This is a genomic window from Arthrobacter sp. C152, assembly GCF_054890965.1.
Genome location: NZ_JBTZSU010000023.1, coordinates 1 through 12,997 on the forward strand (window position 1 = coordinate 1; position 12,997 = coordinate 12,997).

The window sequence follows — 12,997 nt, forward strand, 5'->3', positions numbered from 1 at the left end:
TCACGTCCCCGAGCAACTCGCCCAGGGAGGCGTTATCGGCCTTCACATGCGCCGCGTTGTTGACATCCGCTGACCTGGGCGGCGTCCCAGGAAACTGGCTGCTCACAGCTGGCGTCCTTCCCTCGACCCTTCCGTGCCGTACGCCTGGGTGCCGAAGGTCTCCCCACCCGCAGCGTCGCCGGCGATCCCGCCGCGGTAGGGATCGTCCTCGTACCGCAGGGGAGTGTCTTCGGCGGTGCCCGCCGGGAGGGTCGTGGTGGACACCGGTGCGGCACGTCCGACCGTCGGCTCATCGAAGAGGTCGTCGGTCCCCGCCGCCCAGACGGTTTCGTTGTGGATCGGCGCGACCGGGGCAGAGTGCGTGGCCGGCTGCGGCCGCGAAGCGGGGACCTGGCCCTGCGCCTGGGTCTGGGAATCGGGTGCTCCTGCGGTGAGGCCGCGGGTGAGGCGGCCTGCCAGGACGCCGGCGCCGGCGGCCAGGAGCAGGAAGGTGCCGGGGCGGTTGCGGGCGAAGCGCTGGACCTCGTTGAGCAGGTCGCCGGGTTCACGGTTTTCCAGCCAGGTGGCCATGGAGGAGGTGCGCTCCGCTGCCTGCCGGATCAGGTCGCTGGCCACGCCCTGCTGGTCCGGGGCGCTGGCCATGCTGTGCAGCTGGCCGGAGATGCTGCGGATGCCTTCGGCTGCTTTCTGCTGCTGCGTGCCGGCCTGGCTGCTCAGGCCCGTCCTGGCCTGCTGGAGGAGATCCTGCGCGCTGGCCTTCGCCTCGGACGCAACGTTCGCGGCTTCGCCTTTCGCCGTGTGGGCAACGCCCTGGGCGGCGGATGCGGCTTCGCCGGCTACATTCGAGGCTTCCTCCTTGGCCGTCTGCGTCTTGGAGTTTCCGGCAGCATCGGCAGGGTAGGCGGTGTACTGCTGCGATCCCTCTGCTGCTCCGTAGGACTCAGTGCCGTACGGATCACTGGGAGCAGGGGTGGGAGTCTGGGGCCATTGGTTCTCTGTCATCTTCGCTCTCTTTCCGGAAGGGTTAGCTGGCGATCAAGAACCAGCAAAGCTGGCAACTTAGTAAGCAAGGTTACTAACTCGATACTAAGCACACTTCGCATTTTGTCCGCAAGGGGTGCCACGCTCTTTTGCCCTCGATGCGCCTTCTGGGATGGGTGCTCGGTCCAAAATAATAAGCCTGCTTGCAAAACACTTGCTAAGCATGCTTATTGTAGGAGGGTAGCGACGCATGAAAGGGATGAGACCCGCACTTCGCCACCTACAGGAAGGCTGCGGACGATGACCAGCAACCTCGATCCGGATGCCCGGAGCAGTTACCGCCTGATCACCTTGGCAGCCCGCCTGATCCAGCGGCGGCAGGATGACGCGTTGGCACCACTCGGCCTGACCCGCGCCGCTGTTATCGCCCTTGAGGGGCTCACTGACGGACCGCTGAACCAGGAACAACTGGCGGACGCCATCCGCGTGCAGAGCCAGACACTGGGCCGGGTGCTCACCCGGCTGGAGGCAACCGGACTAATTACCAGGACCCGCCACGCGACTGACAGGAGGCAGCTCAAGGTTGAGCTGACCGAGGCGGGCGTGTCCGCCGTCGACGCCGCCCGGCAGGCAGAGGTCAATGCCTATCCGGATGATCCGGATATCGCGTGGAAGGCCCTGCGTGATGAACTGACGAAGTTCGTTCGCGCCGTGCCGCCAAACCGGGATACCGGCGTGGTGCCGTTTGTTGCGCCGGAACACCGGGCCGTGCACCGGCCCCAACCCAGCCGGACAACCCAGCCCGGCCGGGCAAGCGGCCTGAGGGGCTGGGAGCACCCACACCAGGACTGAAGCCCGGACCGTTGGGGGGCTCAGTCCGGCTGCGTGCTGTGCTTCGGTGCGGCGCCTAGGACGTGGGCGCAGGTCCCGCGGACCACCGCAGCAGGGCTGCGGCCTCCGCACCCGCGGGCAGCACCGGTCCGGGAACGAGGATGACTTCGGCGTCGGTCAGCGCTGCCGCCCGCAGCAGGGCCGCCGGAGCGTCGACCATCCCCAGGACTCCTGCCGCCAGCTGCTCCTCGCCGGCCAGGGCAACCCAGGGTTCGGCATCCAGTGCCACGAGGGTCCGCCCGGACAGTGCGGCGTCGTCCATGATCAGGACCTCCACCTGGGCCTGCTGCAGCGCGTGGACCACGGCGCCGATGCCGACGGCGGACTCCGGGTTCCCTTGCCCCTCCTGCACGGCCAGCCGGTCAATCACGTCCTGCTGGCCGGCTGCCCACACTTCCGCCACGTGCCGGCTGACCTGTTCCTCCAGCAGTCCGCTCCCGGCGCCGGAGGTGTGGGTGTGGGAATCCACCTCCGCCACGAGTGCGCGGCTCGCTTCAGCGAGCTGCTGTTGGACCAGGCCCCGGGCGCGGATGTCCCCGGCGAGGACAATCAGGCGCGCGCCGCTGTCACGGACCACCCTGTCTATCTCGCCGGCCACCTCATCAGCGTTCCGGCGCCAGACGTCCTCGGTGTGGTGCTGGAACCTGAGCTGCGACCAGCCGCCGCCGTGGAACTTGTGCAGGTGTCCGGACTCGCCTTCCACCTCCTCCACCGATGCGGCACTGCCGGCCCCGGCGTGGTAGAGCCTGATTTCCCCATGGTCGCGGCTGACCTCCACCACCACGTATGGGAATCCGTCCGGGCGGTGCTTGACCAGGGGCAGCAGGTCCGGGACCGGTCCCACTGACACGCGCTCCGGCAGCACCTGTTCTCCGGGCAGCACTTCATTGAGGACAGCCTTGCCGTCGCGGACCAGGACAAACCGCGCTACGGGGGCGGGAACTCCCGCCGCGGGCCGGATGGCCTGTTCCATGGCGTCGAGGTCGGCCGCGGCTGCCCCCTGGGCTTCAAGCCGGGAGCGTACGTTGCCGGGCCTGACGTCGCCGGCTTCCAGCGTGTCCACTGTTCCGGTTCCGGCGTCCACGTACGCCGTGCACCAGGGGCCGGAAAGGCGGCACAGGTCCGCATAGGCTTTCAGGCTGGAGCTGCCGCCGGGGGTGCCTCGTTCTGCCATGACGATCTCCTTCGCGTGTGGGGGGTAGCACAGGCTGGTTGGTCCGTCATTTCACGGTAGTGCGAGCAGAGGGCGTGCCGAAGGGCCTTCCGGCCCCTCCTGCTCAGGCTTTGCAGGCGTCCTGGAGGGCCCGGACTGAGTCAGCAGGCACCTGGTCCCCGGATGCCGCGATCTCGCCCAACGGCGTCGTGATTTCCGCCGGCACGCCGGCCGTCCGGGCCGCGGAAACCAGCCCGGCCAGGACCTGCTTGTCCTCCACGCTGACCAGGCCGTCCTGGATCACCGCGCAAATCTGCCGGTTGACTTCCTGCGCCGCTGCCGAAGCGGCCTTCGAGGCGGCGTCGCTGGCGGCGTTCCCTGCAGCCTCGCCCACGGCGCCGCAGCCGGTCAGCAGCAGCAAAACGGACATGGCGGACAGGGCGGCGAGGCGGCGGGTCATGACCCCAGCCTACCGGGGGACGGCGACGCCCAGAATGCTGTCCAGCAGGCCGTTGCGGAACTTCCCTTCCGGATCCGTTGCCGCCGCAAGCGAGCGGAACTCAGTGAAGCGGGGGTAGAGCTTTTCCCAGTCGTAGCCGTCGGGGGAGAAGAGCTTGCCCCAGTGCGGACGGGCACCGAAGGGCCGCAAGGCGTCTTCCAGCTCCGGAAGGAAAGCCTCCACCTCGCGCTGCAGCGGCTTCCACGTGAAGTGCAGGGCGACGCTCTGCTGCCGGTAGAACGGGCTCAGCCAGAACTCATCCGCGGCTCCGGTACGGACCTCCGAAACGAACAGCAAAGGCGCCAGGCGGTCCGCCAGATCCCGGACCGCCTGCAGTGCCGCCGGGGCATGCGCCAGCGGAAGGATGTATTCGGTCTGCAGTTCTTCGCCCTTGCTCGGAGTGAACTCGTGGCGGAAGTGCGGCAGGCGGTCCAGCCACAGCCCGGGCTCGTCGAGCTGGAGGGTGCAGTTCTCCGCCGACATGTCGGGCAGGGGGTGCCGCGGACGCTCCGCGGCGGTGGCGCCGAAAAGGTTCTGCAGTGGCGGTTCCGCATCGAGGGCCTTGAGCCAGACCTGGCTGATCATCTCTCCGGCGTAGTCCGTGAACAGGCTGACGCTGTAGGCGCTGGAAAGGACGGCGTCGAGGTTTTCCAGGGCGCGGTCCCACGGCAGGTCCTCCAGGACGCGCTGGCGCATCCGGAAGCTCGGGCGCACCGCCAGTTCCAGGCCGGTGACAATGCCCAAGGCGCCCAGGCCCACCACGCTGGCGTCGAAGTCCGCGCCGTCCGTCCGGGACAGGGTTACCTGCTCTCCGGAAGCCCTGACCAGGTCGATTGACTCGACAGCTCCGGCCAGGGAGGGGTTGTTGACGCCCGAGCCGTGGGTGCCCGTCTGCACCGCCCCCGCCACCGAGATATGCGGCAATGAGGCCAGGTTGTGGATGGCAAATCCGGACTTCTCCAGGATCCGGCACAACGCCCCGTAGCTCACGCCGCCGCTGACGCGCACCGTTTGGCGCCCGGCATCAAGCTCCACCTGCTGTGGCAGGGCATCGAGCAGAACGTGCACCCCGTCCGTGTCGCCCACTGCGTTGAAGGAGTGCCGGGACCCCAGTGCCTTGATCCGGTCCGAGCGGGCCACCAGTTCCGCCAGCTCGGCGACGGACTCCGGCCGCTGGACGTCGGCCGAGGCGTATTCGAGGTTTCCTGCCCAGTTCTTCATTGAGTGCGGCTTTCGGTTCGGCGGTGCGGACCCTCCTATGTCAGCGCTCACACACGCGCCTGTCAAGGCGTTTCCGCCCTATGGGCGCACGTCCCGCCCATCTCCGGCGTCCGTGGTGCGCGGCGGCGGTATACGGCGGCTGCCGGTGGCTTCGAAGGCTGCCGCCAGCCGCAGCAGCTGCGTGTCGCTGTACGCCTTGCCCGCAATCGTCAGGCCCACGGGCATGCGGATGTCGCTGGCGGTGCCCATGGGAACGGTGACGGTGGGGATGCCGAGATGGCGGGGGACCAGGTTCCCGTTCGAGACCCAGACCCCGTTCCGCCATGCACGGTCCGCGGAGTGTTCATTGGTGTCGGCGTCGGCGGGGCCGATGTCCGCCGCCGCCGGAAACACCACGGCGTCCAGGCCCAGCCGGTCCATCCACTCCTCCAGATCCAGCCGGCGCGTCTCCTCAAGCCCGGCCAGGCCCTCTTCGATGTGGGGGATCCCGGCCAGCGACGGTACCCCGTTTACGCGGATCCATGCGGGGTAGTCGCTGATGTCGTCGTCGAACCCGTCATACCTGTCCGGCAGGGAACCATCGGGTGCCGGGAAGATCGCCGTGCCGTCCACGTCGGCGAGCCGGTTGAGCCGCGGATCCCCGTTGGCTTCCAGGAAGTCGTTCCACGCCCACGCCGAGAGGTCAACGATCTCGCGCCGCAGGTATTCGGGGGAAACCAGGCCGCGGGTGGCGATGGTTGGTGCGCCGGGCCGGTCGCCCTCGTAGTTGGTTACCACCGGGAAGTCGACCTCGACCACCTCGGCCCCGGCAGCTTCGAGGTCCCGCCGGGCCGCTTCCCAGAGTTCCAGGATGGAAGCGCGGGTTTCAATGCGTTGTCCTGTGGGGCCGCCGATGCCCGGGGCTGTTGCCGTGCCTGCTTCCGGGTCCGCGTTGATGTACATCCGGGGGACGCCCAGGCGTTTGCCGGCCAGCACATCCTTGGCCGCGGCACGGTTGGGGACCGCAAGGTCCATATACGACGGCGGCCGGACAGCGGATGCCTTGGGCAGTTGGATCCAGGGCTGCACCCGCCAGAAGTCGCCGCGGGTTTCGGGATCGTCCGCCACCACCACATCCAGGACCTCCAGCAGGTCCGCCATGATGCGGGTGTGCGGCACCACCACGTCCATGGTGGGCACCAGCGGCCAGTTGCCGCGCACGGAGATGACGCCCCGCGAAGGGGTGTAGGCGCACAGGGCGTTGTTCGACGCCGGGGCGCGGCCGGAGGACCAGGTTTCCTCAGCGAGGCCAAAGGCGGCGAAGCTGGCAGCGGTGGCGGTCCCGGAACCGTTGGAGGAGCCGGAGGCGAACGCCGCCGTGAGGAAAGCGGCGTTGTAGGGGCTCTCAGCCCGTCCATATACCCCCCGCTGCATACCTCCATTGGCCATGGGCGGCATGTTGGTCAGGCCGAGAAGGACAGCCCCGCCGGCGCGCAGCCGCTCGATGGTGAAGGCGTCGTTCTGTGCCACCAGGTCCTTGAAGGCCGGGGAGCCGGCGGCCACGGTAAGGCCCCGCGCCTGGTAGCTGTCCTTGGCGGTGTACGGGATGCCGTCCAGCGGTCCGAGCGTGAAGCCGGCGGCGCGGCGCCGGTCGGATGCCCGCGCGTCGGCGACGGCCTCCGGATTCCTGACCACCACCGCCTTCAGGCACATGCCTGAAGAGTCATATTTCTGGACGCGTTCGAGGTACAGGCGGACCAGCTCCTCACTGGTCACTTCACCCGATTCCAGCGCCGTCCGGAGCCGTGCGATCCCTGCCTCCACCACGTCGAACGCGGACGGGGCGGGTTGATGCCCGGCGTGCTCTGCACGTTTCATGCTGCGCCTCCTGCCGCGGCGGCGGGCTGCTGCTGGGTGATGCAGTGGATGCCGCCGCCGAACGCGAAGATGTCGCGGGCGTCCACGGGCTCCACGGTCCGGCCCGGGTAGGCGCGCTCAAGAATGCCCTGGGCGATGGCGTCGTTGGGGTCGCCAAAACTGCACAGCACCACCACGCCGTTGGCCACGTAGTGGTTGATGTAGGACCAGTCCACAAAGCCTTCGTCGTCCTTCAGGACCGTGGGCGCCGGCACGTCGATAATCCGCAGCGGCCGGCCCTGCGCGTCCAGCTGGCCGTGAAGCACGGCCCGGAGCTGCAGGTAGACGGCATGGTCGGGGTGCGCGGGGTCGTCCTGGCGGTGCAGCAGGATGGTGCCGGGCCCGGCGAAGGCGGCCACGATGTCCACATGCCCGCGGGTGCCGAACTCGTCGTAGTCGCGGGTGAGCCCGCGCGGGAGCCAGATGGCCTTGGTGGTTCCGAGCGCGGCATGGACTTCCGCTTCGACCGATGCCTTGGTGGCACCAGGGTTCCGCCCGGGATCGAGCTGGACCGTCTCGGTCAGGAGCACCGTCCCCTCGCCATCGACATGGAACCCGCCGCCCTCGTTGACCAAGGTGCTGGAGCGTATGGTCGCCCCGGTGTGTGCGGCAACCAGGGAAGCCACGGCCTGGTCCTTGTCCCAGGCCGCCCATTCCTGGGCCCCCCAGCCGTTGAAGATCCAGTCGACGGCGGCCAGCGAACCGTCATCGCGACGCGTGAACGTGGGGCCGCTGTCCCGCAGCCAGGCGTCGTCCAGGGGGACCTCGAGCACGGTGATGCCATCGCCCAGCCACTCCCGTGCGGCGGTGGCATCCCGCGGATCCGCGACGACGGTAACCCGCTCGTAGCGCGCAATCGTCCGGGCTACCCTGGTCCAGGCCGCCCGGGCCCGGTCCAGCGCGGGGCTTCCCACCGGGCCAAAGGTCTCGTTGGGCGGCGGGAACGCCATCCAGGTGCGCTGGTGGGTGTCCCATTCGGCGGGCATGCGGCCCGCGGGGTGCGCAGGAACCAGGTCAGGGGCCACGTTGTCCCCAACGGTGTTCGATAAAATGAATGCCATTCATTTAGTATGACGGGGAGCCTGCCGCCGCGCAAGAGGAGGTCGGCGATTCAGTCCATCCCGGGGCGGTCCACTGCTTGGAGGATGGCGCGGGCAAGTTGGTGCGGCCTGGTGAACTGCGGCCAGTGCCCCGTGGGCAGGTCGATGTATTCAACGTCGCGGATCTTTGCCAGCTCCGCGACGTAGGGGCTGCCGGCGGCGATCCATTCCCGGAGCATGGCGGACGGGAATTCGCAGGCGATCACCGTGGCGGGCACGCCATAGCGCCGCTCGTCATGCAGGTGCTGCTTGCCGTAAGCCACCCCCGCGGCTCGGGGACGGCCCGGGCCCGGAATGCCTGGCGGAGCCCGTCGTCAAGGTCCACCAGGTCGGCGTCGTCAAAATCGTCCCACTGAGGCAGCGGGACGTCGTCCCCGACCGAGGGCAACTCATCGTTGATCACCCCGTCTTCGCCCAGCGGTCCGCTGTCCACGTAGATGGCCCGTTCCACCTTGTCCGGCCGCGTGTCCACCGCCCCATGGATGATGGCTCCGCCGCCGGAATGCCCCACCAGGGCCGCCTTGCCGGGCAGGCGGTCCAGGACCTCCACCACCGCGTCAATGTGGTCCTGGAGGCTAATCCCGGCCCGGCTGGCGTCCACAGACTCCTTGCCCGGAAGAGTCAGGGGGTGGGGGTGGTGTCCGGCGGCTTCCAGGGCGGGCGTCACCTCCTCCCACGACGAGGCGTCCAACCAGAATCCGGGTACCAGGATGATGTCCATGACCGAACCCTACTCCCCGGCCCCGACGCGGAGTACGGGCGCTGCTACCGCTTCCGGTTCCGGTCTTTCCCGCCGTTCCGTTCCTGGCGTTCAACCCCCTCCCGTTCGGCCCAGCGCTGCGATTTTCCGGCGGACACCACTTTCTGGTGCCATTCGCGCTGGTACGCCCGTTGGGCCGCGGCGTCGGACCGGCGTGCCAGGGCGGCCAGTTCACGCTGCATCTTCAGGTAGGAGTTCCAGCGGCGCTCCGCGAGGAGCCCGGCGTCAATGGCTTCCCGGACGGCGCATTCGGGCTCGCTGCGGTGCGCGCAGTCGGCGAACCGGCAGTGCGCGGCCAGTTCCTCCACGTCCCCGAACATGCCGCCCAGGCCGTCCTCGGCGTCGAACAGTCCGAAGCCGCGCACTCCCGGTGTATCCATCAGCACCGTCCCGTTGGCCAGCGGCACGAGTTCCCGCGACGTGGTGGTGTGCTTGCCCTTGAAGTCACCGGACCGGACTTCGCCGGTATCCTGGACGCCACGGCCCACCAGGGCGTTGATCAGCGTGGACTTTCCGGCTCCCGACGGGCCGAGGAACACAATGGTGCCGCGGGGCGGGATGCGTCCGAGCAGTTCGTCGATGCCGTCACGGTGTTCGGCCGAGGTGGTGACCACATCGACACCGGCCGCCTGCAGGATGACTTTCCCGACGACGTCGTCCGCCACCCGGGCAAGGTCGGCCTTGGTGATGATCACCAGCGGTGTGGCGCCGGAGTCCCAGGCGGCCACGAGGGTGCGTTCCAGCCGGTTATGCGTCAGCGGCCGGTCCACGGGCACCACCACGCCCACCGTGTCCATGTTCGCCGCCAGGACCTGTTCAGCGGACGAGTCCTCGAACGCGCGCTTGCGGCTAAGCTCCGACCGGCGCGGCAGGACGGCAAGGATCTGCCGGTCGCCGGCGCGGTTGGGCCCGATCCACACCCAGTCGCCGGTGACGGCGACCTCGCCGCTGAGCGGATAGGGAAGGTGGAGCAGCCCGTCCGCGGCCGCCACGAGCAGCAGGTTGCGGTCCACCCGGACCACCCGTCCGGGAGAGGTGGCACCCGGGCAGCGCTGCCGCTGGAAAAGCTCAGCAACGGCGGGGGTAAACCCGTAGGCGGCAGGGCCTTCGGCGGGTAGGGGATTGCTGGGGTTTGTACTGTCCAGGGCTTGGCCTGAAGAAGAGTTCACGATGGTTCCTCGGGAAGGGGTTCCCGGTGCGACCGCGCGTATCAGGCAGCGATGCGGGCCGGGGGAAGGATGGGGTTGATGGGTGCGGGGCGCCCGTGGCGCGCGGCAACAGCAGTCATCAAAACCACCTCCATTCCCTCGTAGCGGTTCCCGCAGACCTGCCGGGGACGGCAGATGGGGAACGGGTCCTACTCTAGCCCCGGCCGCCGTCGGAGGCTATGGGTACCGGCAAAAGGCCGGTTTGCCGCGGTGGAAATGCTTCTGCACGCCGTGGTTGGAATGCGATACTTGCCGGGGCGGCATACGGGCTTTTGGGGGGACTTGCGGAGATGCTTCTGGATACGGCAACCCTGCGCTTTGCCTTTGCCCTGATGGCCCTGGTGCTCGTGGTTCTCTTCTACTTTTCCGCCTACCGGGTGACGCGCTCGCCGTATGCCGCCTGGTGGTGCGGTGCGCTCCTGTTTTTCCTCACCGGGTCCGGGTGTTTTCTGCTGAACGGCACGGCCCACCAGGTCTGGGCCAACCCGTTGGGGAACACGCTGCTGGTCCACGGCGCGGTGGCGGTCTGGGCCGGTGCCCGGTCGCTGCGGAACGAGAGGCCGCCCAGGTGGGCCTTCACCGGCATTTCCCTGGTGACGCTGGTGGCGTCCCTGCTGGACAGCCCCGCCACCAATACCTGGTCCGGCGGGGCAGTCTTCCTCGCCGCCATGAGCCTGACCATAGGGCTGGCTTCGCGGGAACTGTGGCGCCTGGAACCGGGCTACTCCCGGGTCCGCATTCCCATGGCCGTGGCAGCCGGCGGCCTGGCCGTCTTCTACTTCTTCCGCTGGCTGGCCTTCCTGGTGGAAGGCCAGGACGGTTCGGTCTTTTCCACCGTCTTCGGTTCTGCCGTGACCACGCTGGTGACCATGGTGCTGCTGGTGGTGGTGTCTTTCAGCATGGCGGCATTAAGCAGCGAACAGCAGACCAGGGCGCTTCGTGTGGTGGCCAGCCGCGATGACCTGACCGGCCTGCTGAACCGCAAGGCGTTCCTGGACCTGGCGGCGGAGCAGCTGGCCGACCTGAGCACTACCGGCGGCTCCGGCGCGCTGATCCTTGCGGATCTCGACCACTTCAAACGCGTCAACGACACATACGGGCACGCGGCCGGAGACTTCGCCCTGCAGGCCTTCGCCGACGCCTGTACCGCCACGGTGCGTTCCACCGACCTGACCGGGCGGTATGGCGGTGAGGAGTTCGTCATCCTGGTCCCCGGGGCCAGCGCTGAACGGGCCGAGACGATCACAGAGGAAATCAGCAGGCGGCTGGCCGCGGCGGAAACGCCGGCCGGCATGGAGATGCCCACGGTGAGCTACGGCATTTCAACGTACGACGGCGGAACCTCCAATGTGGACAGGCTCGTCGCGTCAGCGGACGCGGCTTTGTACGTGGCCAAGTCCCGGGGCAGGAACCGGGCCGCCCGCAGCGACGAACTGCTGTAGCGGCGCGGTTCCTGCCAGCCGGCTACTGCGACTGGAGTGCTTCTGCCTCTTTGGCCAAGGTGGTCAGCGGCACGCTCTCCGGACGGTCAACGGTGCTCTGGATTGCTACCGTCATGCCGCTGTGCGCGGATTTCAGGACAGATTCCATGACCTCCAGGACGTGGTAGGCCAGGGCGCCGCCGGCGCGGGGTTCCTTGCCCTCGGCGGTTGCTGCGAGGTCGGCGATGCCGAAGCCGCGTCCGGCATCGACATAGCCGGCGGAGGCAGGAAGCGTCTCCCAGTCTTCGGCGCCGAGGGCGAACAGCTGCACGTCGCCGTCGAAGTGGTTGGGGTCCGGCACCACCAGGGATCCGCGCTCACCGTGGATCTCAATGTTCGGCGACTTGGACTTCACGGCGTCGAAGCTCATGAAGAGGGTGGAGAGGGCACCGGAGGCGTGGACGAGGACGCCGGTGACGTGCGAGTCGATGTTTACCGGCACCTTTTCATCTTTCCGCGGCCCGGAGCCGATGGTCCGTTCGTTGCGCGTATGGCTCGCCGCGCCCAGCACCGACACCACCGGGCCCAGCAGGGTCACCAGGGCGGTGACGTAGTAGGGCCCCATGTCCAGCAGGGGGCCGCCGCCGGGCTGGTAATAGAAGTCCGGGTTCGGATGCCAGCGCTCGTGGCCCGGGGTCACCATGGTGGCCGACGCGGAGATGGGGGCGCCGATGAGCCCGTCGTCGATCGCCTTGCGTGCGGTCTGGATCCCGGTGCCCAGCACGGTGTCGGGGGCACAGCCGACGACGACGCCCGCCTGGCGTGCCGCGTCCAGCACCTTGCGTGCCTCCTCGGTGGTGGCTGCAAGGGGCTTTTCGCCGTAGACGCCCTTCCGTGCGGCGATCGCCTTCAGGGCGACCTCCGCATGCGCCGCGGGGATGGTGAGGTTCAGGACCAGGTCGATATCGTCAGCGGCGAGGAGGTCGTCGACGGACACGGCGCGGACGCCGTCGCAGTCATCCGCAACGGCCCGCGCCCGGGCGGGATCGAGGTCCGCGACGGCCACCAGGTTGACCTGGTCGAGCCGGCGGAAGTTGGTGAGGTACTGCGCGATGATGGCTCCGCAGCCAATGATTCCGACGTTCAACGGCTTGCCCACAGCAGGCCCCTTTCGATGATGGTGCGTACGTTCCGGTCCTGCAGGATCTCCACCCGGTGCCCGGGCGTGCAGACGAAGATGCGGCCCTTGCCCCACTGGCGGGTCCAGATGGCCGGGGAGGTGACTTCCCGGTGCCAGGGGTCCCACTCCCGGACTTTCTGGGTGGTGGTGGCGAGGACGTCGATGTAGTCGTCCGCGAGGACCCAGTACTGCTCCGTGACCAGGTCGAAGTCCTTGATGCCTGTGGTGATGGGGTGCTCGGCGGCCGCCGGCAGCATGTTGACCGTGTACGGGACGTAGTTGTCCGACTGCCCGCCGACGCACTGGTCCGGATGCTTGCCGGGGTGGCAGGCGAACTGGCCGCCGATCAGGTGCAGGTAGTCGGAGGTGTTCCGGTAGGAATCGGCGATGCCGCCGTGCCAGCCGGCCAGTCCGGTGCCGTTTTCGACGGCGGCGCGCAGTCCGGCGAATTCGTCCTTTTCGATGGTGCTCATGGTCATGCACTGCATGATGAGGTCCACACCTGCCATGTATTCGGCGTCGGCATAGACCTTGGGCGACTCCTCCACCCGGACGTCGTAGCCGTTGTCCTTGAGGTGGGGAATGAAGAGCTCGGTGGCCTCGTAGGGCTGGTGGCCGTCCCAGCCGCCGCGGACGACCAGCGCATTCTTGCGATCTGTCATTGAAGTTTCCTTTTGGTTGGCTCCC

General features: G+C 68.3%; 11 protein-coding genes and 1 pseudogene. 2 read left to right on the forward strand and 10 right to left on the reverse strand.

Annotated elements, in window-relative coordinates; translation table 11 throughout:
* Positions 1-102 precede the first annotated feature (102 nt).
* Entirely contained in the window at positions 103-1,002 is a 900-nt protein-coding gene (locus ACYSM9_RS14940) for a hypothetical protein (RefSeq protein WP_461857736.1), read from the reverse strand.
* A 279-nt stretch (positions 1,003-1,281) separates the two neighbouring features.
* Between ACYSM9_RS14940 and ACYSM9_RS14945 the strand changes: the two genes are divergently transcribed.
* Positions 1,282-1,833 (forward strand): MarR family winged helix-turn-helix transcriptional regulator, encoded by a 552-nt coding sequence (locus ACYSM9_RS14945; protein WP_461857737.1) that lies wholly within the window; start codon positions 1,282-1,284, stop codon positions 1,831-1,833.
* 55 nt (positions 1,834-1,888) lie between these two features.
* Here ACYSM9_RS14945 and ACYSM9_RS14950 read toward each other — a convergent pair whose 3' ends face one another.
* The 7 genes and pseudogenes from ACYSM9_RS14950 to rsgA form a co-directional block, all read right to left on the reverse strand.
* The gene (locus tag ACYSM9_RS14950) at positions 1,889-3,046 is read right to left on the reverse strand and encodes a baeRF2 domain-containing protein (protein WP_461857738.1); all 1,158 of its coding nucleotides are present in this window, start codon (positions 3,044-3,046) and stop codon (positions 1,889-1,891) included.
* Positions 3,047-3,149: 103 nt separating this feature from the next.
* Complete coding sequence (locus ACYSM9_RS14955) at positions 3,150-3,485, reverse strand: hypothetical protein (RefSeq protein WP_461857739.1); 336 nt, start codon at positions 3,483-3,485, stop codon at positions 3,150-3,152.
* 9 nt (positions 3,486-3,494) lie between these two features.
* Complete coding sequence (locus ACYSM9_RS14960; RefSeq protein WP_461857740.1) at positions 3,495-4,745, reverse strand: D-arabinono-1,4-lactone oxidase; 1,251 nt, start codon at positions 4,743-4,745, stop codon at positions 3,495-3,497.
* A gap of 78 nt (positions 4,746-4,823) precedes the next feature.
* Positions 4,824-6,602, reverse strand: coding sequence for an amidase (locus tag ACYSM9_RS14965; RefSeq protein WP_461857741.1), 1,779 nt, complete (start codon positions 6,600-6,602; stop codon positions 4,824-4,826).
* Positions 6,599-7,702 (reverse strand): agmatine deiminase family protein, encoded by a 1,104-nt coding sequence (locus ACYSM9_RS14970; protein WP_461857742.1) that lies wholly within the window; start codon positions 7,700-7,702, stop codon positions 6,599-6,601. The genes ACYSM9_RS14965 and ACYSM9_RS14970 overlap by 4 nt, the downstream gene beginning before the upstream one ends.
* A gap of 50 nt (positions 7,703-7,752) precedes the next feature.
* Positions 7,753-8,462, reverse strand: a pseudogene (locus ACYSM9_RS14975) (alpha/beta fold hydrolase).
* Between the two features lie 44 nt (positions 8,463-8,506).
* Positions 8,507-9,670, reverse strand: coding sequence for a ribosome small subunit-dependent GTPase A (gene rsgA, locus ACYSM9_RS14980; protein ID WP_461857743.1), 1,164 nt, complete (start codon positions 9,668-9,670; stop codon positions 8,507-8,509).
* Positions 9,671-9,999: 329 nt separating this feature from the next.
* Here rsgA and ACYSM9_RS14985 point away from each other — a divergent pair, with 329 nt between their 5' ends.
* Positions 10,000-11,151, forward strand: coding sequence for a GGDEF domain-containing protein (locus ACYSM9_RS14985; RefSeq protein ID WP_461857744.1), 1,152 nt, complete (start codon positions 10,000-10,002; stop codon positions 11,149-11,151).
* Between the two features lie 22 nt (positions 11,152-11,173).
* Here the strand turns inward: ACYSM9_RS14985 and ACYSM9_RS14990 are convergent, their stop codons facing one another.
* Together ACYSM9_RS14990 and ACYSM9_RS14995 are read right to left on the reverse strand one after the other, a co-directional pair.
* Positions 11,174-12,289 carry a Gfo/Idh/MocA family protein gene (locus ACYSM9_RS14990; RefSeq protein WP_461857745.1) on the reverse strand — a complete coding sequence of 372 codons (1,116 nt, stop codon included), beginning with the start codon at positions 12,287-12,289 and terminating at the stop codon, positions 11,174-11,176.
* Positions 12,274-12,972, reverse strand: coding sequence for a ThuA domain-containing protein (locus ACYSM9_RS14995; RefSeq protein WP_461857746.1), 699 nt, complete (start codon positions 12,970-12,972; stop codon positions 12,274-12,276). Before ACYSM9_RS14995 ends, ACYSM9_RS14990 begins: the two co-directional genes overlap by 16 nt.
* Positions 12,973-12,997 lie beyond the last annotated feature (25 nt).